20 protein-coding genes are annotated in these 21430 nt (G+C 47.0%); 9 read left to right on the plus strand and 11 right to left on the minus strand.

The window, feature by feature from the left end; translation table 11 throughout:
- Window positions 1-54: 54 nt before the first annotated feature.
- Together LCM20_RS07950 and LCM20_RS07955 are read right to left on the minus strand one after the other, a co-directional pair.
- Entirely contained in the window at window positions 55-2187 is a 2133-nt protein-coding gene (locus tag LCM20_RS07950; protein WP_225194905.1) for a choice-of-anchor J domain-containing protein, read from the minus strand.
- A 246-nt stretch (window positions 2188-2433) separates the two neighbouring features.
- A complete protein-coding gene (locus LCM20_RS07955) occupies window positions 2434-3960 on the minus strand; it encodes a BCCT family transporter (protein ID WP_225194906.1) in 1527 nt (508 codons plus the stop codon).
- A 164-nt stretch (window positions 3961-4124) separates the two neighbouring features.
- Between LCM20_RS07955 and LCM20_RS07960 the strand changes: the two genes are divergently transcribed.
- Both LCM20_RS07960 and LCM20_RS07965 read left to right on the plus strand, forming a co-directional pair.
- Window positions 4125-4505, plus strand: a complete 381-nt coding sequence (locus LCM20_RS07960) for a YbaN family protein (protein ID WP_225194907.1) — start codon at window positions 4125-4127, stop codon at window positions 4503-4505.
- A gap of 5 nt (window positions 4506-4510) precedes the next feature.
- Window positions 4511-4696: a hypothetical protein gene (locus LCM20_RS07965; protein ID WP_225194908.1), complete on the plus strand. Its 186-nt coding sequence runs from the start codon at window positions 4511-4513 to the stop codon at window positions 4694-4696.
- A 14-nt stretch (window positions 4697-4710) separates the two neighbouring features.
- On the opposite strand, the gene LCM20_RS07970 is transcribed toward LCM20_RS07965, so the two are convergent.
- Genes LCM20_RS07970 through LCM20_RS07980 form a run of 3 tightly spaced genes read right to left on the minus strand, consistent with a single transcriptional unit; the run spans window position 4711 to window position 6523 of the window.
- On the minus strand, window positions 4711-5400 hold the full coding sequence (locus LCM20_RS07970; RefSeq protein ID WP_225194909.1) for an ABC transporter ATP-binding protein: 690 nt from the start codon (window positions 5398-5400) through the stop codon (window positions 4711-4713).
- Window positions 5393-5773, minus strand: a complete 381-nt coding sequence (locus LCM20_RS07975; protein ID WP_225194910.1) for a GntR family transcriptional regulator — start codon at window positions 5771-5773, stop codon at window positions 5393-5395. The genes LCM20_RS07970 and LCM20_RS07975 overlap by 8 nt, the downstream gene beginning before the upstream one ends.
- Entirely contained in the window at window positions 5774-6523 is a 750-nt protein-coding gene (locus LCM20_RS07980; RefSeq protein WP_225194911.1) for a hypothetical protein, read from the minus strand.
- Between the two features lie 134 nt (window positions 6524-6657).
- Here LCM20_RS07980 and LCM20_RS07985 point away from each other — a divergent pair, with 134 nt between their 5' ends.
- The 4 genes from LCM20_RS07985 (at window position 6658) to LCM20_RS08000 (ending at window position 10810) form a co-directional block, all read left to right on the plus strand.
- Window positions 6658-7002, plus strand: a complete 345-nt coding sequence (locus LCM20_RS07985; RefSeq protein ID WP_225194912.1) for a hypothetical protein — start codon at window positions 6658-6660, stop codon at window positions 7000-7002.
- A gap of 289 nt (window positions 7003-7291) precedes the next feature.
- Entirely contained in the window at window positions 7292-7942 is a 651-nt protein-coding gene (locus LCM20_RS07990; protein ID WP_225194913.1) for an SDR family oxidoreductase, read from the plus strand.
- A 157-nt stretch (window positions 7943-8099) separates the two neighbouring features.
- Complete coding sequence (locus LCM20_RS07995) at window positions 8100-9044, plus strand: ribose-phosphate diphosphokinase (protein WP_225194914.1); 945 nt, start codon at window positions 8100-8102, stop codon at window positions 9042-9044.
- 155 nt (window positions 9045-9199) lie between these two features.
- The gene (locus tag LCM20_RS08000) at window positions 9200-10810 is read left to right on the plus strand and encodes an FAD-dependent monooxygenase (protein ID WP_225194915.1); all 1611 of its coding nucleotides are present in this window, start codon (window positions 9200-9202) and stop codon (window positions 10808-10810) included.
- A gap of 46 nt (window positions 10811-10856) precedes the next feature.
- Here the strand turns inward: LCM20_RS08000 and LCM20_RS08005 are convergent, their stop codons facing one another.
- Together LCM20_RS08005 and LCM20_RS08010 are read right to left on the minus strand one after the other, a co-directional pair.
- Complete coding sequence (locus LCM20_RS08005; protein WP_225194916.1) at window positions 10857-11447, minus strand: hypothetical protein; 591 nt, start codon at window positions 11445-11447, stop codon at window positions 10857-10859.
- 186 nt (window positions 11448-11633) lie between these two features.
- On the minus strand, window positions 11634-12209 hold the full coding sequence (locus LCM20_RS08010) for a TetR/AcrR family transcriptional regulator (protein WP_225194917.1): 576 nt from the start codon (window positions 12207-12209) through the stop codon (window positions 11634-11636).
- Between the two features lie 271 nt (window positions 12210-12480).
- Here LCM20_RS08010 and LCM20_RS08015 point away from each other — a divergent pair, with 271 nt between their 5' ends.
- Both LCM20_RS08015 and LCM20_RS08020 read left to right on the plus strand, forming a co-directional pair.
- Entirely contained in the window at window positions 12481-14421 is a 1941-nt protein-coding gene (locus tag LCM20_RS08015) for an efflux RND transporter permease subunit (protein WP_225195034.1), read from the plus strand.
- A gap of 2 nt (window positions 14422-14423) precedes the next feature.
- On the plus strand, window positions 14424-16196 hold the full coding sequence (locus LCM20_RS08020; RefSeq protein ID WP_225194918.1) for a YhgE/Pip domain-containing protein: 1773 nt from the start codon (window positions 14424-14426) through the stop codon (window positions 16194-16196).
- Between the two features lie 292 nt (window positions 16197-16488).
- Here the strand turns inward: LCM20_RS08020 and LCM20_RS08025 are convergent, their stop codons facing one another.
- From LCM20_RS08025 to LCM20_RS08040, 4 genes are all read right to left on the minus strand, one after another.
- Complete coding sequence (locus LCM20_RS08025) at window positions 16489-16707, minus strand: hypothetical protein (protein WP_225194919.1); 219 nt, start codon at window positions 16705-16707, stop codon at window positions 16489-16491.
- Between the two features lie 492 nt (window positions 16708-17199).
- A complete protein-coding gene (locus LCM20_RS08030) occupies window positions 17200-18288 on the minus strand; it encodes a LolA family protein (protein WP_225194920.1) in 1089 nt (362 codons plus the stop codon).
- Window positions 18289-18306: 18 nt separating this feature from the next.
- Complete coding sequence (locus tag LCM20_RS08035) at window positions 18307-19767, minus strand: sensor histidine kinase (protein ID WP_225194921.1); 1461 nt, start codon at window positions 19765-19767, stop codon at window positions 18307-18309.
- Window positions 19764-20465, minus strand: a complete 702-nt coding sequence (locus LCM20_RS08040; protein WP_225194922.1) for a response regulator transcription factor — start codon at window positions 20463-20465, stop codon at window positions 19764-19766. Before LCM20_RS08040 ends, LCM20_RS08035 begins: the two co-directional genes overlap by 4 nt.
- Before the next feature lie 180 nt (window positions 20466-20645).
- Between LCM20_RS08040 and LCM20_RS08045 the strand changes: the two genes are divergently transcribed.
- A complete protein-coding gene (locus LCM20_RS08045; protein ID WP_225194923.1) occupies window positions 20646-21407 on the plus strand; it encodes a TIGR02206 family membrane protein in 762 nt (253 codons plus the stop codon).
- Window positions 21408-21430: the final 23 nt, after the last annotated feature.

Here is a 21430-nt window from a genome sequence, read left to right on the forward strand (position 1 = left end):
TTTTTTACGAAAAAGAAGCCAGCTGGACAATGCCCAGCTGGATCCCACTTTTCATTAGTTTTTGTCTTTACCTTTACCTTTGTCTTTTTTCTTATCTTTTCCGTTTTCCTTATACTTCACTTCATATTCAAAGGAAACAGGGTTCAGGCTGTCTTGTGGTGCTGCATAGTAAGTGGTCATGTACGTCTTGCCTTTACGGAAGGCTTGTTTCAGGTCAAGTGCATCTTGCTGCGTGATGTTGAATGGATCCACTTCGATGACCTGATATTTGCCGTTGTTCTTCTCTTTCAGGAACGTCACGCCGTAGTTGACGTAGTTGCCTAGTAGTTCAGCTTTCGACATGAACGGTTCTTTCGTAGATCCGTCATAGCTGATGCCGACTTCTGGTACTTCGATGTTGTCAATGAACCAGCCTGTGTCATTGTAACCCCAATCCGTCAGGTAACGGAAGGAGATGTGTACTTCCTGTCCTGCATACTCAGAAAGGTCGAACGACTCAGATTGATAGTCTTCAAAGTGACCTGTGAAGCCAGGAACGTTCTCTTTGATTTTCGGGTAACCATCTTCTACTACATCCGTGCGTGTGTTCTCATTTGATAGGGAAGTCCAAGTTTGTCCATCGTCTGTTGAGACTTGAACGACGCCATAATCCCATCCTTCTTCAATGTCGACGAAGTGATCGAAGTTCAGCGTTGCTTCGCTTACTTCGGAAAGGTCCGCTTTAAAGATCAAGTTGTTATCCAGTTCGTCACCTTCGCCAGCCCATAGAACTTCATTGTCAGAACCAAGTGGATCTTCTTGAGATTCCCATGTGTTGCCGACGAAGTCTGTTCCGTTGAAGTTGATGGTATCTACTTTCTCGTGTGGTGAGAAATCAAACTCTTTGAAGTCTGTTCCCCAAGCAGGGACTCCTTCTTTTTCATAGGTTTTCGCTTTTTCAAAGTTTACGGTAAATCCGCGCTCACCGTTCTCTGTTGGAAGCTTACGCAGGTCCACGTTTTGGAAGCCGTATTTGCCGCCTTTGAATTTGTCATCATCCATAACAAGTGCTGTAGTGAAGTCCCGATACACTTCATTAAACGTCACGCCAAGGTTGAAGTCTTCATAAGCACTTTCGAAGCTTTCAATACTGTTTTTATCGTCTTTTGCTACGTGGCGGATGAACTCTTGTCCGAATCGCTCGTAGTTATAAAGGGTGAACAGTTGTACAAGGCCGTAATCCGCAATCGTTTCTGGTCCTGTAGCTGCATTCACGTGCTCGTCCCAGTTTGTTAGAGAGTTTTCCGGGTGATCGAGGAAGAAGTTAACGGATCCTTCACTTAATCCGTAGCCTCCAAGGTATTCAGAGAACGTAGACATTCCTTCGTTCAACCAGGATGTTTCGTCTCCGTCGTTGTCTGCGTGAATCAAGTGTTGAAGCTCGTGAATCGTTGTAGCGAAGAACGTGCTTTCCAGACGGTTATCCCAGTCGCTGGAGTCGATGGAAATAATATTGCGGTCTGTGTAGTTCTCAAGAGTCTGCCAGAAGAATCCGGCTACGAAGAATGGATATTCAGGATCCGCGTAGTTGTCATCTTTAATGTTGCTGACGTGGATCATGACTTTGTCGCCTTCTCCGTTATAGTAGCCTTCTGGTACGATGCCAAGGTCTTCAAGCTGTGCGTTCGTTCCATCCAGTGTTTCAGGAGAACCGAAGAATTCTGTAGCTTTCGGATAGATGTTTTCATCGAATTCTTTCGCCATCTTATCTACTTGTTCCTGATTGACAACATGTGCCTCACGCGGGTCGCCTTCCCCGAAGGACAAGTCATTGGCTACCCATACTTCAACGTGCTCGCCAACACTTCTGAGCGTGAAATCCTGGAACTGAAGGTCACGGTTCAAGAACTGCTTCGTACCTCCGTCGTACGTAAAGTTTCCGTCAGAAGACTTGGCACTCGCTTCCTCTTCGTTGAAGTTCGTCTTTTTGGCACTGTCTTTAATGTCCTGTAGCGCCTTTCTTTGGAAGCTGTCACTTTCTGTTTGTTTTTGAAGCTGACTGTCAATGTCGATACGGTCGCCGTAGCGTTCTACATTCCAGTTCTCGTATGTAGAGCTTGATTCTGCACTCGGCGTTGCTACAGGGGCCAGTAAAGACAACGTCAATGCACCAGTAGAAAGCAGTGCGGTTAATTTATGCTTGTTCAAATGAATTCCTCCCGAAGTAAATTTTGTAAGTCCGTCTTCTATTATGAAGAATATTAAGAAAATTTTGAATGGTAGATTAGAATGAAATTATACGAACATTCGTGCCTCGAAAGGTTCAATGGGGGTTTTAAGTTATGGTCATAAAAGACTATAAAATGTAAGAGAATGTAGAAGAAGAGCCGATTCTGTCTAGAATCGGCTCTTCTTTATCTAGTCATGGTAATAGATTAGGGGGCAAATCGAATATCAACTGGACTTTCTTTTCTGGACTTGATCCTTTTTCTTATGTGGTATTTCTTCTTTTCGTATCATCTTGATAAACGCATAAACGAACAAGATGATCACGACTGTAAAGGGCAGAGCGGATACGAGGGAGGCTGTCTGCAGTGCATTCAGTCCACCCGCAACGAGCAGGACTCCGGCGATGGCAGCCATGAGAACGCCCCAGATCATCTTAATGACGAGGGATGGTTGAAGATCCCCGTTCGATGTCATGCTGGCTAATATATAGGTCGCTGAGTCTGCTGATGTAATTAAGAAGGTGGCAATCAACAAAATTGACAAGATCGATAGAATGCTCGTCATCGGCAGGTATTGGAACGTTTCAAACAGTGCGACCGTAATGTTCTCGTTCACCGCCTGGGCGATATTCGTACCATTGTTCAAGTCACTGTTCAACGCTGTACCTCCGAACGATGCAATCCAGAAGCAGGCAATAACGGGCGGGACGATGAGTACACCGAAAATAAATTCGCGAATCGAACGTCCTCTTGATACACGGGCAACGAAGGCTCCGACAAATGGAGACCAGGCAATCACCCATGCCCAGTAGAAAATCGTCCATTCCCTAAGCCACGATCCATCCCCTTGATAAGGCGTCAGGCGCAGGCTGTAGTTGACGAAATTGGCAATATAGTCTCCGATTCCAAGCGTAAAGGAATTCAAGATGAATACCGTCGGTCCTGCTACAAATACGAATAGGAGCAGAACAAGACATAGACCGAGGTTGATATTACTCAGCCACTTGATCCCTTTGTTCAAACCAGTCGAGGACGATAGTAAGTATAAGGCGAGCAGACCGGCTGTAATGAGAAGCTGTACCCATTTCTCATTCGGTAAGCCGAAGACGGCGTTCAAACCACCGTTCATTTGCAGGATGCCAAGCCCGAGTGATGTAGCGATTCCCATGACGGTTGCTATGACAGCGAGTGAGTCGATGGCATTTTTGACACCTTTCTTCTTGCCAAGGACAGGTTCAAGTGCGGTTGAAATCAAACCGTCTTTGTTTTTCCTGAATTGTAAAAAGGCGATTAATAGACCGACAATCGCAAAGACGGACCATTGGTTGACTCCCCAGTGGAAGAAGGAATACCCCATGGCGACACGGGCTGCTTCTTCGGTTTGGGCATCCAGGTCTGAGAATGGTGTCTCGAAGAAGTGACTCATCGGCTCTGCCACGCCCCAGAAGACAAGACCTGCCCCGAATCCGGCAGAAAAAAGCATACCGATCCAAGTGAAGAACGGGTACTCTGGTTTGGAATCCTGTGGCCCGAGCTTGATTTTGCCATATTTACTGAAGGCTAATCCGACGAGGAACAGGACGAAACCGAATACAGAAAGGAGGTAAAACCAACCGAAGTTGATCGTAGTGAACTCAAAAAGCTTCGTGGCTACAGCGCCGAAACCTTCAGGATTGACGGCCCCAAGGATGACGAGCAGTAAAACAACAATGGATGAAATGAGAAAGACAGGATTGCGTAATTGTTTTTTCATAACGTCTCCTTTCGAGAAGATCGAATAGGCTACTTTATATATCCCCCTGCACTTCCAATCGAAACCTAATTTTGGAAATAAATTTAAATGTAAAAGCTATGAAATGAAAGAAAAGGCGTGTAAGTGGTATGTTAAGGAGAGATAATGTTTGAGGAGCGCTTGCTATGAACCAGGTTGTCAAAATTCTATTAATTATCATCGGAAGTATATCGCTTGGACTCGGCGTTTTGGGTATCATTCTGCCACTCGTGCCGACGACGCCGTTTCTTTTATTGACTGCGGCCTGCTATGTTCGCAGTTCGGATCGTCTCTATAACTGGCTGATGGAAAATAAGTGGTTCGGGTCTTATATTAAGAATTACAAAGAGGGGCGCGGCATCCCGATCAAGGCGAAAATTTCTGTGCTGATCATGATTTGGTTTTCGTTTCTTTTCTCAGCGATCTATATTGCACCGAATCTTCTTCTGCGGATCGGATTTATCTTTGGAGCCTGCTTCTTCACGGTGGTCATTTATTTAACGAAAACGTATAGACCGGAGGAGTAATAGGGGTGTGGTTGAGAAGTAATCGAGTGTTAGTGGGGATTTTGATCATACTAACTGCGCCGTTGTTCTTTATATTGGAGAGAATCGGATTCTTCGGGTGGTCGGGTGTGCGGGGGATGATCAGTGTGGTTTATTTAGTTGTGGGTTCAGCCCTCGTGGTTGCAGGTGTGCTGTTTAGTAGAAAAAAGTGAGGGAGACGTATCCCTCACTTCATGTTTTTCTTCAGCCAGCTTTCGACATCGAGGTGTTGGTGTTCCCGGATATCGTCTACGCTTTGCTGGGCGAGTTTTCTACCTTGGTGGATGATGATGGCTTCGTCGAGTAACGGTTCGATGTCACGGATTTCGTGCGTCGTGATGACGAGTGACTGTTGCTCGAAATCGACGAATTGAAGAATCCCTTTGACGATGGATTCGCGCACCATCGGATCGAGCCCTGAGAGCGGCTCGTCGAGAAGAAGGAACGGTGCCTCTCGAGCGATGGTGACGGCAAGCTTAGCACGACCCAGGTTTCCCTTAGAAAGGTTCGTCAATTTTTCATCTGGATCAACGGATAAGAAGTCCAGGATGTCCTGGGCTCTTTCACGGTTGAAATCAGGAAATTGACTATCATAAAAATCGACGAGCTCTTTTACTTTCAAATAGGGATAGAAGGTGTCCCGGTCTGTCATGTAGCCGATGTGAGACGCAGATTTCCTCGTAACAGGCTCCCCGTTCACCTTGACTGAGCCTTTGGATGGGTGTATAAGTCCCGCCATCAGCTTTAGCAGCGTCGATTTACCACTTCCATTTTCTCCGATAATGCCATAAATCCGCCCCGTCTCAATGGTCAAATGAATGTTCTGAATGGCTTTCTTAGCGAGAAATCGCTTCTCCAACTGCTGCACTTCAATCATGTGAATCCCCCTTTTCTTTCTGGTGTAGCTTCAACCCTTCCATCATCTCTTCTAAGGAAAAGCCGAGATCGCTCATATCCTGGACGAAGTACTCGATGTATTCCTCTTTCATCTGTTCCCTCAGCTCTTGAAGTCTCTCCGTATTCTCTGTTACAAACGTTCCCTGACCTCTTCTGGACTGGGCTATGTTCATCTGCTCCATCTCCCTGTACACGCGTTGAATGGTGTTGGCATTGACGCCGGTTTTGACGGCATATTCCCTGACTGAAGGAAGTTTGTCGCCGGGCTTTCGAATGCCCCGGATAATCTCGCCTGCAAGTCGGTCGATCAGCTGTTGGTAAATCGGCTTATCTGGTTGGAAGTCGATGGTCATTTACACTTCAACCTTTCGATCGAAAATCGTCATTCCTGAAAGTATGAGTAGGGCATTCAACATAAAGAAAAAGAACACTTTTCCTAATGTGATAGGTCCAGTCCCTATATCAAAGCTGATATTTCCTTGTGTTGTACTGATCTCCTGATCGAAGAACACGGGACCAACTGATAGCAATGCTTGGTAAAAGGCTGTGTCTTGAATCCACGTTAAGAAAGCGGCGATACAAAAGAATAGTACAATGCAGATGACGACACTGAAGCCACCGATGTACTTTTTCATCACCTGGTGTAAGGACCATAGGAAAAACAAAATGATCGCTAGAGAAATGGCGATTCCGATGACGAAGAGGGCCAATTGACTGAACGCGGTAAATATTTGCGGCAGAGTCAAGATGGTTTCATAACGTGCACTAACCATACCGACCAGAATCACAAGGAGAAGAGATGCTGTAAAGAAAATGAAGGACTGAAAAATCTTCACGCCTGCAATGTGATAGCCGGATAACGGCGAGTGAAGCGTCTGTTCCATATGATCCGCCTCTCGGTTAAAGCTGTAAATGAGCAGGCCGGACATATAGAACAGGTGAATGAGAATTAAAGCAGTTGGTGTGGAAAGATAGGGACTGTTCCCCATGATTGTAGGGGCAAAGACGAGCCAGAGGATATTAAAAGTCATAGCTGTCAAATAGTATCCACGCATCATCAACCATTCTTTTTTCCAAATCCCTTTCATAGCCATTATGTTCATGTTTATCCATCCTTTTACATTAGTGTACTAGTTAAATAGTACACTGTGTCAATTCAGAAAACAAGAGCTTTATTTTTCTTTTCCAGTCATGGTGGTAAACTAAGGGTGAAAATCCCTGTGAAAGGATGAAAACCATGGAACTCGTGAAAATCTACAGAATTAAAACGTTTGTCATAGAAGAGAACCTTGAGAAAGTCAAAGAAGGGGTCTTGTCCATCAACGCTCTACAGGTGGGCAATTACAAAAATGTCATGTGGCAGTCCCAGCCTGGAGTGGAGCAGTTCGTTCCTGCAGAAGGCTCTGTACCTACAGAAGGAGAAGCGGGAGAGAGAACGTATGTCCCGTCTATACGTCTCGAGTTTTCGATTCCGAGGGATGAGGACCTTCTGAAGCGTGTCATCGAAGAAGGAATCTACCCGAACCACCCATGGGACGAACCGGTTGTGCAAGTCTCTGAGGAGCTGGAAGCTAGGAAATAGGCTAGGGGGAGGTTCTGTATTAGGATGAGTGAAGTGGGTACAGAACCTCATGCTACACGCAGACTCTTTGACTGTGTGAGGTGCAAACATCCCTACTTTCCAACTGTAAAAAGGAGCGGATAGGCTGCTTCACTTTTCATCAGCTCATCCTACGTGAGTACTACGAGTTCAGCTGTTCCTTTTCCGCATTTTGAAAGGCGGGCAGATTATTGAGATGTTTTTCCTTTTCTTTTTTTGGATACATATATAGAGTACGAATATGGACTTAAAGAAAGAGGGATGAACAAAGATGAAAGTACTTGTAGTAGGTGCAAATGGACAAGTTGGGAAGCATCTTGTGAAATTCATTCAAGATACAGAACATATGGAAGCGAAAGCGATGATCCGTAAAGAAGAGCAGGCCTCTTACTTCAAAGATCTTGGGGCAGAGCCTGTGATTGTTGACTTAGAGAGTGGTCCTGATACGATTGCCGAAGCCTTTGACGGTGTGGATGCTGTCGTGTTCACAGCCGGTTCCGGTCCGAATACAGGTCCTGATAAAACGATGATGATCGACCTGGATGCGGCGGTGAAGACAATTGAAGCAGCGAAGCATAAAGGCGTGAAGCGTTATGTGATGATCAGCTCATTCGATACGACACGCGAAGCAATCCAGTCGGCTCCTGAATCCTTCGCCCCTTATGTGGTTGCGAAGCATTACGCAGACGATTGGTTGAGAAAAACAGATCTCGATCATACGATCATCCACCCGGGTATGCTTAATAATGAGGGTGGAACGGGTCAAGTGGAAGCTGCAGAAACCGTAGAACGCGGCGAGATTCCACGTGAGGATGTAGCGCGTATCATCTTAGAGACGCTGCAGAATGATTCGACGATCGGTAAAGAGTTTCAAGTGGTAGGCGGCTCGACTTCGGTTGAGGATGCTGTGAAATCATTATAAGTAGAAGAGGCAGGCTGACGTGATGTCAGGCTGTCTTTTTTATGGGGGAATGTATCAGGGGGTTCAAAACGGTGGAGTAGGAAGAGGGACGTTTGGAAGATGAATCTTGCGTCTTCTTAATGCTATAATGGGAGAAGCTATGACTGGGAGGTTTGACATGAGTACAGAATCTGAAATGAAGTTATTTACATTAAATTCGAACGAGCCATTGGCGAGCGAGATTGCAGAAATCTTGAACTTGCCGATCGGAAAAAGCAAAGTGGTTCGTTTCAGTGATGGGGAAGTCCAGATTGCGATTGAGGAGAGCGTGCGTGGGGAAGATGTTTACGTCATCCAGTCCACGTCGCAGCCTGTCAACGAGCACGTCATGGAGCTGTTGATCATGATTGATGCATTGAAGCGCGCGTCCGCACGTACCATCAACGTTGTGCTTCCTTATTATGGCTATGCGAGACAGGATAGGAAGGCTCGTCCAAGAGAGCCGATTACAGCGAAGTTAATGGCGAATTTATTAGAAAAAGCCGGCATAGACCGAGTGATTACGCTTGATCTACATGCACCTCAGATTCAAGGTTTCTATAATGTACCGGTGGATCAACTGCTTGGGATTCCGATTCTTGCGGAGTATTACCAGAAGCAGAACATTGAGGACGTTGTAGTCGTGGCTCCAGCGACAAGCGGCCTTCGTCGTGCAAGACGGATGGCGAATATCCTGGACGTTCCGATTGCATTTGTCGACAAGCGCCAGCCTGAGCCCGGAGCGGATGAAGTGATGAACGTTGTCGGTGATATTGACGGGAAGAATGTCATAATCGTCGATGATATGATCGACACTGCGGATACGGTCATCCAGGCAGCGGAAGCGATGCTTGAGCATGGAGTGAAGGACATTTACGCCTGCGGTACTCATGCCGTGTTGTCGGACCCTGCCGTGCAGAAAATCGATCACTCCCCGATTAAAGAGCTCGTCATTACGAATTCCATCGTCCTTCCGGAAGAGAAGGCGATCGATAAGATTACGACACTATCGGTAGGCCCACTGTTTGCCGATGCGCTCACGCGTATTCAAAAAGACCACTCAGTCAGTGAGTTGTTCGATTAATAGCCACGAGCCCGTTCTGAAAAGAGAGCGGGTTCTTTTTTTTATATAAAATAGGGGTCACGACGGTTTATGGATATGTCTTGTCGTGCATGTTCCGACTCTTTAAGGGTATCGTACAGTAAATCAATTTTTCGTGTGAAAGGAGTATGGATTCTGTGATTGAAACTGACGTACTCATTATTGGGGCTGGACCGGCAGGGTTGATGGCAGCGAATGACCTGCAGAAGAGGGACGTGGACTTCATTTGTCTGGAAAAAAGGTCGGAGCCGTCTCACTTGTCGAAGGCGCTTGGCATTCAGGCGAGGACGCTTGAGCTTTTTGAACTGCTTGGTGTGCAGAAGCCGTTTCTGGAGAGGGGATATCCCGGGCCTGGGGCTAAGCTGCATCTCGGCGGGGAGAAGCCGTCTCTTGTCGAGTTGTATCCGATTGAAAGCCGCTATCCTTACATGCTTGTTCTTCCGCAAAGCGAAACGGAAAGGATTCTTGAGGATCACTTGAATGCTATGGGTGGAAAAGTGAACAGGGACCAGGAAGTGGTGGACGTGATCGAGACGGAAGGAGGCGTGTACGTTCAAACGAAGTATCACGGTGAGGTTCAGGAATATAAGGCGAAGTATCTGCTTGCCTGTGACGGTGCACACAGTCCGGTTCGGGAGGCTTTAGATGTTCCTTTTGACGGGGAAGATGATGGCTACACGTTCTTCCTTGGGGATGTAGACATTACGAATCTGAACGATATCCATATCAATATGCACCTCAATGATCGCGGCGCTGTTGGTGTTTTTCCATATAAGGATGGCAGTTATCGGGTTGTCGGTCTGGACAGGTCGAAGCAGGATCTTCCTCATAAAGATAAGCCGACATTTGAGGAGATTCAGGAGAGTGTGAATACGATTTTGGACGAGCCTTATGTGATGGAGAACCCGAAGTGGCTGTCGAACTTCGGTACGTCACACAGGCAGGTCCCGAATTACCGGAAGGGACCGGTGTTCTTTATTGGGGACTCGGCGCATATCCACAACCCGATGGGCGGGCAGGGGATGAACCTCGGTCTTCAGGATTCTGCTAACCTGACTTGGAAGATTGCACTGGTCGTGAAAGGCGTTGCGGAGGACAGCTTCCTAGACAGCTACAACGAAGAACGATGGCCGATCGGGAAAGATGTATTGAAGGAAACTTCGAGAATGCTGAAGGTTGTGAACCTCGAAGGACCTCAAGGGAAAATACGGAACTGGACAGGCAAAGCCGCCCTGACGCAAGGGTGGGTTCAGAACCGGATCGCCAATCACCTGTCGAATATTTATAACGAATACGATGGAGCGGACCGGAATAAGGAGCTGCGTGACTCGTCCTTGTCGCGAAAAGCGATCCAGGCAGGCAAGCGGGTGCCGGACCATTTGTTGTTTTTCGATGGGGCCACGGATGAACGGCTCTATCCTCTCATTCGTCAGTATGGTCACCTATGCTTGATCTATATTGATTGCGAGGATCAGAGTTCGATTGATTATGCGTATGACGTTTTGGATACGTTGAACGAATCGTATCATGACGTGATCAAAGTGTGTCTCGTCGCCAAGGGCGGGACGGTGGAGACGGATCGAGAGGACCTTCCGATCATTTATGATGTCCATCGTCATCTGGGTGAAGAGATGGGCATGAAGCCGAATCATGTACTTCTGATCCGCCCTGATGGTCATGTGGCGTTTCATGATGGGTCCAGAGACCAGAAGAGAATCGTTCCAAAAGTGAGGAAGTCGATACAGTAATACGAGCCCCCTTCTACAGGTAATGCAAGATGGAAGGGGGTCTTTTTTATGCATGATGCAGCTGGTCATAAATCACAACGGTCATCACCATAATGAGAAGCTGTTGAAGGCTTGTCACATCTGGATGGTTTTCGACTTTGTAATAATCGCCTGAGACCATAACTTCTTTAAGGGAAGGAGCGGGAAGCGAGCGTTTTTTAATCGTTGACAGAACGTCTTCGCTTTCTTCTGTTGTGACATTGAAAGTCAGCGATTCATTTTGCCCTCTCGCTTGCAGAACAAGGTGGCCTTCAGGGTCGAAGGCATTCAGCGTCTGCCTCCTCATTTTCAAGTCTTGTTTAATGACAACGAGAAGGTTTCCCTCTGCGTCATGAACGTGGTGGTCTTTGTTGAAGCCTCTCTCCTTCGTAAAGGAAGCGATGATTTCCGCTTTCGGCGTTGTGATAACAAACACTTTGCGGGCAGCTAAGTGTAGGCGGCTGAAACGTAAAGCATGGTCCTTCCAGCTGTTCGATTCACTAGATTCTTCTTCAATCATGGCCAATAGATTTTTATTCGAGCGGACAGAATACTGCCCGGATTGACTCTTAAGAATGGCTTCAGGTTTGATTTCTAAATGAGTTTTCGGTGTAAACAAGCAATCCCGTCCTTTTGAATGTGGTAAAATAAGGATGTGGAGGTGTTCGATTGGGTTTCGTACTTGCGATTGTTGGAGTGCTTGCTTCTGCATTGACCCTTTACTATATGGGAGCTTCCGGGTTTGATATCAAAGGAAAAAGAGATCATCAAGATTAGGCTTAGTCCTCGCGGGGACTAAGCTTTTTTATTTTTCCTCTAAGTAAGAAATGCCCTCGCTGACAAAACGGTTGATCATCGCTGCCATCTCACTCGGCGATTCCTTCATATCCTGGTCGATCCATTCTTTGATCACATGGATCGCCCCGCTGATGACGAACGAGCTTAAGTACTTCGACTCCGCCATGTTCATGTTGTAGTCATCCTCCACCCAGTTGTTGACCATGAAGTTGCGGGTAAGGTCCATGAGCCTTTTTTCAAAAGTAGAAGCGGTGTCGATATTGAGCAGGGTTTCGAACATCAGCTTATGTTCGATGATGTATTCGAGGATCTTCTCGGTCATTTGGAGAGATTCCTCTTCATGTTCGTAGCTGTAACTGTGAAGGTATCGGTTCATGTCCTCTGTGATTTCATCTTCGATTTTGTGAAGAAGGTCATAATGGTCGCGGTAATGAGTATAAAAAGTAGAGCGGTTGATGTCGGCCAGTGTACAGATTTCCTTCACGGTGATCTCGGAAAGGGGCTTATCGGCAAGCAGCTTGACCAGACTTTCTTTCAATACGTTACGCGTGTATTTCTTTCTACGATCCATTTTTTGGCTCATTTTGGCGTCTCCTTATGTTACAATCTTGTGACAATCCAACACTTATCCATCATTGTGTTGGATATCTAACGAAACTCAATAAACTGTTTGTTGTCTATCCAACACGGTGTTAATAAAATGATAGAGTGTACCACAGTTAAATGCAAGAGAGGGTGAAAGCTGATTGTGGGCTTCAAAGATCATTCAGCATAAGAAAAGTATCGTCATTATTTTTACCTTGATTACATTGATCAGTGCAGTGGCCCAGCTTGCTGTGTCGGTCAATTACAATATGGTCGACTATCTCCCGGAGAAATCGCCTTCCATGGAAGCAACAGACTTAATGAAGGAAGAGTTCGATGAGCCTGTTGAGAATGCCAGGGTGATGGTCAAAGATGTCTCGGTTACCGAGGCGCTCGATTATAAGAAACAATTAGAAGACATCGACGGAGTCGAGAATGTCATGTGGCTCGACGACGTCATCGATCTCAAAGTGCCGCTTGAAATGGCCAACGAGAATACGGTGGAATCCTACTACGAGAACCAATCCGCTTTATTCTCCATTTCAATTGAAGAAGAAAAAGAAGTCGAAGCGACCGATGCCATTTATGAATTGATCGGTGAAGAGAATGCCGTCGCAGGCGAAGCAGTCAACACCGCGGTCTCGCAGAAAATGACGGGCAGCGAGTCGATGTATGCAGCGGCTCTCCTCATTCCGATCATCATCATCATCTTAGTCCTTTCCACCTCATCGTGGATGGAACCGGTCTTCTTCTTAATTGCGATTGGTGTTTCGGTTCTGATCAACTTAGGAACGAACATCTTTATAGGAGAAATCTCGTTTGTGACGCAGTCTGTTGCGCCGATTCTCCAACTGGCCGTATCGCTCGATTACGCCATCTTCCTGCTTCACAGTTTTTCTGATTACCGGAAAGAAACGAACAATCCAGTAGAAGCGATGGAGCTTGCGATGAAGCGGTCGTTCCCGGCGATTATCGCCAGTGCTTCCACGACGTTCTTCGGCTTTACTGCGCTGACGTTCATGGACTTCGGCATCGGGGCGGACCTCGGTCTGAACCTGCTGAAAGGAATCCTTCTCAGCTTCCTAAGTGTGATGATCTTCCTTCCGGCGCTTACGCTGATGTTCTATAAGTGGATCGACCGCACGCAGCACAGATCCTTTGTACCGGACTTCAAAGGTATCGGAAAATACGTCATGAAGCTCAGAATTCCAAGCTTTATTCTGCTTGTGATTGCCATCGTTCCTGCCTTTTTGGCACAGAGCGAAACATCGTTCATATATGGAACAGGAGAGCAGCCGGATAATACGAGGGCTGGTCAGGATGTGCAGGCGATTCAGGAAGAGTTCGGAAAGAACATGCCGATGGTCCTCCTTGTACCAGAAGGCGACCGGGCTAAAGAGGAAGAGCTTGTCCAGGACCTCGAGAATATGCCGCTCGTATCCAGCGTCATGTCTTACGTCAATATCGTCAGTCCTGCGATTCCGCCTGATTACTTGGAGGAATCGACGACCGAGTCCTTCTATTCCGGGGATTATGCGCGCATCACCCTTTACACCGAAACGGATGCTGAAGGGGAAGAGGCGTTCTCGCTTGTGGAGGACGTGAAAGAAACCGCGGATTCCTATTATGAAGAAACGCACCTTCTCGGCGAGAGTGTGACCCTTTATGATATGAAAAACATCGTCCAGGAGGACAACACGCTGGTGAATACGCTGACGGTCATTGCCGTTGCACTCGTGTTGATCATCACGTTCCGTTCGATTTCGATTCCGCTCGTCCTGCTCGTGACGATTCAAGTATCCGTCTGGGTCAACTTATCGTTCCCGTACTTCACGGAGACCCCGCTCGTCTATGTCGGGTATTTATTAATCAGCACGATTCAATTAGCCGCAACCGTCGACTATGCGATTTTGTTCACGGAATACTACAACCATTTGAGAAAAGAAATGCCGGCGCTTGCAGCGATTAAGAAGACGATCGACGATAAGATCTTCGCCATTTTCGTCTCTGCAGCCATTCTATCCAGTGTTGGCTTTATTCTATGGATTACGTCCACGAACCCAATCGTGTCATCGATCGGATTGTTACTCGGCCGTGGTGCCTTGCTGGCATTCTTAATGGTCGTCTTCGTCCTGCCGGCTCTACTCGTCATTTTCGATGGCGTGATTCGACGGACGACTTTAAAAGCAAACTTCTATAAGGGGAAATGATCATGATCAAACGAATAACTGCAGCCTTGATGGTGTTTCTTCTTGTTCTGCCGTCGCTGCCCGTTTCAGCAGCGACCTATTCAGAAAAGCATGAAGTGATCTACGCTACGCTTGACGCAAACGGCGGGCAGGAAGACATGTATGTCGTCAACAATTTCACAGTCAATGAACCCGGGAACATCGTCGACTATGGATCGTACACGAGTGTCCATAACCTGACGAACCTCGAAGAAATCACCCAGAACGGTGAAAAGGTAGAAGTGCCTGTGGAAGGGGATGAGTTTTACTATCAAGGGAACTTGAAGGAGAAAGCTCTCCCTTGGGATGTGAACGTCTCTTACAAGCTGGACGGTGAAGCGATCAGTCCAGATGAACTGGCTGGAAAGGACGGGGCGCTTGAAGTTCAAATCGATACGGCTCGAAATGAACAGGCGAACGATGTCTTTTTCAACCATTACTTGATGCAGATTACGCTTCAGCTCGATTCTAGTATCTTTGACAAGATCGAAGCAGAGGGTGGTACCATCGCAAATGCTGGGAAAGACCGACGGGTTACATTCACCGTCATGCCTGAAAACGAAGGCAGCTTCGTCATGACGGCTGACGTGACAGACCTTGAGATGGAGCCGATTGAATTCGCAGCGGTTCCGTCTTCGATGTCGATCAACGCACCGGACACTGGAAGCTTCAAGAGTGATATGACCTCGTTATCCGATGCAACAGCTGCCGTGAACCGCGGAGTGGTTGAGTTGAAGGATGGGATCGCGCAGACGAACAACGGAGCCGCTAGTCTATATGACGGTTCAGCCGAGTACAAAAACGGCATCCAAGGCGTAAGCAATGGATCAGCTGAGCTTGTCCAAGGTTCTGCAGACATCCAGGCAGCACTCAATCAAATGAGTCAGTCTGTGTCGGGGAGTAACGGGGGAGGCGGTTTAGGTGATCTGACCAAGATGGAAGACGGCCTTCGCCAAGCAGCTAGTGGATTGAAGGAAGCAGAGAACGGGCTTCTTCAATTGAAAAAGCAATACGGGCAGGCAAACAATGCGTTGAGCCAGTCGGTTGCAGCCATTCCGTCGACTCAAATTTCGGAAGCCGATATCCAGAAGCTTTATGAAAGCGGAGCGGACGCAAACGTCGTCGACCAGCTCGTTCAAACGCATAAAGCAGCTCAAGCCGTCAAAGGCACACATGCCCAGGTGAAAGAAGCCTTTAACGCGGTCGGGCCTTCCCTTGACCAAAGCGCTGCTTCTCTCAACCAAATGAGTGCAAGCCTGACGTCGATGGCGGATCAGCTTTCAACCAGTCTGAACAGCTCAGGAATGGATGAATCGATGAAGCAGCTCCAGCAAGGGCTGCAGCAGCTATCATCCAATTACAAGAGCTTCCACTCTGGACTGAAGGAATACACAGGCGGCGTCGATCAGCTCGCCGGTTCGTACTCCGACCTTCATAACGGCATTGCCGGGCTGACCAACGGAACGAGCGAACTCGAGCAGGGGGCCGCTCAGCTTCAAGACGGGACATCACAGCTTGCCTCTGAAACAAGCAACCTGCCGATGCAGCTCGATGAAGAAATCAACAGTATGGTAGAGGAATATGACAAATCCGATTTCGAACCCGTTTCTTTCGTGTCTGAGAAGAACGAAAACATCGGCACTGTGCAGTTCGTGATTAAAACGGAAAGCATCAAGCAAGCCGAAGAAACGGAAGAAGAACCTGAAGAGGAACCGGAAAAAAGTTTCTGGGACCGATTGATGGATCTGTTTCGATAGATTTGTTTGATAGAAGGCATCGCCGTGGGGCGGTGCCTTTTTGTTTTGTGCGGAGGGGGAGCTGAAATGGTTGAGAGGGTGATTCTCTCGACCGTTTTAACATTTCGTAAAAACAAAAAAGACCAGCCCGGGTGGACTGGTCTTTCTCTCGGGTAGCTTAAGTGACTCAACCATTCAAGAATCATCCTCGATTCTTTCATCACGAACATCTTACCAGAAGGATCATTCCTATCCAGAATCCGTTTCCTTCGATTTCATGGTAAAGTTCACATTCTTCGTCTCTTCACTCCGCTTACAAGTGTGGGTCTCCGTTATCCGTGGCCTTGGCAACGTGAGAACTTGTAAGTGTCTCTCTTCCGTTGACGCCTTCTTCCGTACAGAGAAGGCCGCCTTGAAAGCGAAACAAAGTGAGAGGGTCTTGCCCATGCTTCACTTCTAAGCATGTCTTCACGACTCGGCCGTAGTTTAGGGCGGGTCTGCATCCTCTGCACTGGACGTGTGTTCCCTTCATCCCGGCTCTCGTTTCCTTATATGTTGGAAACGAACTCACGATGGTTGAGTCACTTAAGCTATCGATTTCTCTTATATTATAGCACTAGTTTCATAAGGAATCCAGTAAAATGTTAGCGTTTTCATCATTAATTTGTCGGGGTTTATCGACAAATATTATTGACGAAGGTTTTGTACGAAGTGGAGTGCTCAGTGGGGTGGAAAATAATTCGCTTTCCGCGGCGGACGGTGAGCTACCTCAGACTTCGTCTTCGGGGATCTCACCGTGGTCCGTAAATCCCGCAGGAGTCTCATCATTTTCCACCCCACTGTGCGAAAATAGTGGATACAGAACCTAAAACCAACTAGAGTCTAAAACGATTACCTGTGCGATCACTCAGCTAATTAAAGATTATGTCGTCATATATTCACAATAATCCCTCTGAATATAAACTTATGAATCAATCTCAAGACTTTCTCGACAACATGAAAAAAGAGGCCGTGGCCTCTTTTTTTATTCATTCACAGGTGTTAAGTTTTCGACGATTTCAAGTAACTGTTCTTTTGTAATTTCGGGATTCTGAATGAGCAGGGAGTAGCGTAGGCCGTTTTCGTCCCAGACGAGATTGGTGATGATGTCGGTTGTGTAAACGGCCTTGGTTCCGCGTACCTCGAGTTCTTCCTCTTCGCCGAACCCCAAGGATAGACTCTCATCTGGTGATTCGAAGGAGCTGAGAGTGAATTGAAGGAATCCGTCTTTATGGAATTCCTGGCTCACTTCAGTCCGGTCGAAGCTCTTCATATAGAAGGAATTCACCTTCTCGAGCTGGTACGCATCATTTTTCACCGTGAGAAGTGGCTGCTCATAGACGGCAGCGGCTTCCTCCAGTGTGACGTCTTCTGAAGGATCCATCTCTTCAAATGGTTGGACTTCAATCCCTTCAGGAAGTTCAATCTGGAAGGTCGTTTCATCGAAGGAAGGGTTGATCTCAAGCTCTGAGACGGAGTAGTTGACCGTGATGTCCCCAGACTCTGTCATGGACTTTACAATGAACCAATCGTCTGTCGTAAGCCAGTACTCTTCCACGCCTGTCATGCCTTTCCCTTCTTCTTTAGGGACCGCTTTGATGTGGTACGTATCGAATCCGTTCCATTCTTCTTCGCCGATTAATTCGATGTCATGTGTTTCCCTCGTCATTTCAAGTCTCTGTTCGATCTGTGCCCGTTGACTTTGTGGTGCCAGTCCTTGGTCCTCTTCCGGAACATCTATTTCATAGGCCGCATCCTGTAAGGCAGAGTAAGTAATGACTTTTTCTCCGTCGTTTACGGTTTTTGAGATGTCTCCATTGGCGGCTTCTGTAATGATTTTCGTACGACCGTTCTCGTTGTCTGTCCACTGCTCCATCGTCGAGTCGTCAATTTGCTGATCTACATTGAAGACTTCCATCTGACCTTTCAAATAATAACCTTTCACGGCGCTATCCTTTTCAACTGCCTGGGCAACGATTTGGTCCGGGGAATATTGGGCTGCTTCTTCTGCAGAGCATGCTCCAAGTAGGATTCCGCAGCTGATCGCCAGTGTACTGATCCAAAGTTTTTTCATCGTAAAACACTCCTTCATCTATTGTGGGAAACGCATGGCTATTACAGTTCCTTGCTGTTCGAATGACCAAAGCTTCATTTCGCCGTTGTGTTTCTCGGCAATCTGCTTGGCAATGCTGAGTCCAAGGCCTGAATGCTTGGCTTCATGAGACGTCCTCGCTTGTTCTCCCTGGTAAAAAGGGGTGAGGACAGAATCGATGTGTTCCTGACTTATTGGGGGACCGTCATTTTGAACGATGAGCAGTGCGTTTTGACTGCGGAAGTCCTCTAATCCTGCATGCGCTTCTTCAAATATCCATTCCGGAAGAGGGGCATGACAGCCGATGACTCCGAGTCCGATCGTGCCATCCGCAGGCGTGTACCGAAGGGCATTGCTCATCAAATTATCCAGATAACGGACCATGTGCTGGTCATTCATCTTGCAGGAACCGTCAATCGTGATTTCTTTTCTTAATCGTATATGCTGCTGGCGCGCCAACTCGTCATATCCTTCAAACACCATTTCAAAAAATTCCTCCGCATCGACCTTCGTCAGCGGCATTTCGTATTGATTCGACTGCAGCTTGGCGTAAGTGGTCAAGTCTTCAATCATCCCTTTTAAGTGAATCGATTTCCGCTTGATGATCTGCATGTAGTCCCTGCGTTCACTGTCCGAAAGCGATTGTTCGTTCTCCAACGCTTCGGCATAGGCGTGAAGGGATGTCAGCGGCGTTTTGATGTCATGGGAAAAAGAAGCCATCATCAATTGTTTTTCTTCCTGTTCACGTTTAGTTTCTGCTTGTGCGGACTCGATCTGCTCCTGCATTTTCTCAAAATGGTGCATCAGCTGACCGATTTCATCTTTGCGTTTGTACTGAAAAGAGACGGCTCTCTGCTTGGAGGCGAACGTCGACATCCCTTGCATCAATTCCTTCAAGGGGCGGTTCAGCTTTCGTTGCAGCAGCCAGATCATCGTGGCGTAAACGAAAATGAAAAAGAGGATGAACCCTGTCACAACCCAGGTTCGCCTGTTCTCAACGCCCGTCACCCATTCTGAGCGATCGATGCTGAGTTCATAGACTCCGACAATCTGTTCGTCTTCGAAAACAGGCTTCTTGACGGTAAGGGCATGATAGCTTAAGTCGTACTGATACAAGTTTTCCATCAGACGGGAACGGTCGATCTGCTGGATCGACTGTTGGGAAGCTTCTGATGAATAAATACGGACGGCATCTGCACGATACAGCTGAAGCTCAGCATCTCCTTCTATCACGCGGTCTGGAAGCTTTAATTCGAGTGCTTCCAGTGGCTGCATTTCATAAAGGTCCGGGTGTTGGAGTTCGTTTTCAAGAGATTGGATTTGCTGAGTCAGTTCAAAGGTATCGGAAATCCGCTTCGACTGGTCCCACTCTTGAATCAGAACAAAGAACCCATAAGCGGCCGCAAGGGGGAGGAGCATGACAATCAAATACGTAATGACCAACCAAGTCCGGACTTTCATGAGGTGCTCTCACCGATGAAACGATAGCCCGTTCCCCAGACCGTTTCAATCCACTTCGGTTCTTTCAGCTGTTCTCCGAGCTTTTGACGGAGGCTTTTAATATGGACGTTGATGGTATTGTTGCCTTCCAAATTGGTCTCACCCCACACGTGTTCGTACAGCTCTGCTTTTGTAAAGGTGCGGAGGGGATGCGTGACGAATAGGTGAAGCAGAGCGAATTCTTTGGATGTCAGCATCACTTCATCTTGTTCGACGATAACAGTGCGATGATCCATATCAACAACAAGACCTTGAGCAAAGGAAAGATGCTGCGATGGTGTTTCGGTTCCTTTGTATCGTTGGTATCTTCTGAGGTGGGCCATGACCCTCGCAGTTAGTTCTTCAAGACTGAACGGCTTCGTGACATAATCATCCGCTCCCAGTCCAAGCCCTTTGGTCTTCGATTCGTCCTCCTGCTTCGCACTTAGGATTAAGATCGGCACCTCGCTTTTCAGACGGATGTTCTTACATAGTTGGAATCCGTCCATCTCAGGCATCATCAGGTCGATCAGAAGGAGGTCGAACACGTCTTGCTGAAAGTCTTCCCAGCCCTCTTTGCCTGTCGAAGCCCATGTCACCTGCATGTTCTGTCTTCTTAGATGATCTTGAACGATCCGTGCAATTTCTTTGTCGTCTTCTACAAGTAAAATGGAAACCATGGTGTACCCCTTTCACACTGTTTATTGTAAGACGGTATGTACATAAAAATGGAAAGTTAATAAATCCTTTATAATTTAGGATTACATTCCTGAATTTTACACTATAATCGTCGTTCTTTACACGCTTAATCAGAGTAGAATCAATTGTGATACAATAATGGAAAAAAGAGGAGGGTAATCATGCCTTCTTGGTTTGATACCAATGTTCAAGAGCCTTTTCAATTCTTTTCGACCAGCCACATCATCATGCTTTCCATCCTATTCTCCGGCATTGTACTGCTGTTGATCGTACATAACGTGATCAGAAAAAACGTTACCCTTCAGAGGGGAATAAAGTGGTCGATATTCTCACTCCTATTCGTAAGTGAAGCCGGCCACCAAATATGGGGGCTTGCGAATCAAAATTGGAATATGGAGGACCATGCTCCGTTCCATCTTTGCGGCAACGCTTCGCTGTTAGCCATGATCGCACTATTACGTCCGTCTAAGCGTCTTATTCAGCTGATCTATTTCGCTGCTGTACTACCTGCGATCATCACGCTTCTGACGCCGGAAGTTTTCTACTCCTTTCCACATTTCCGCTTTTTGAAATTTTTCCTTCATCATATGGCACTCGCCTGGGCAGGGATCTTCTTAGTGATCACGACCTCAACTGAGATTTCGTTCAAGTCGCTACTACATATGTTCGGGGTGCTGAACCTTTACGCAGCTTTTATCTTTGTCTTAAACCGGATGATCGGGACGAATTATTTGTTCTTGGCGGGAACGCCGGATGTCACGACGCCTCTCAGTGCGCTGGGGGACGGGGTTTGGTATTACATCAATCTTGAGCTATTTTGTTTTGCGATCTTCCTTGTGATGTACGGGTTCTATCGTTTAGGAAGAAGGTGGAGTCGTTCCAATGAAACGGTTGAGGAGGAAAAGAAGTCTGTCAATTTTTAAGAGGTCATTTACAAAAAGTGTAT

The organism is Halobacillus litoralis (assembly GCF_020171725.1).
Lineage (GTDB): Bacteria > Bacillota > Bacilli > Bacillales > Halobacillaceae > Halobacillus > Halobacillus litoralis_F.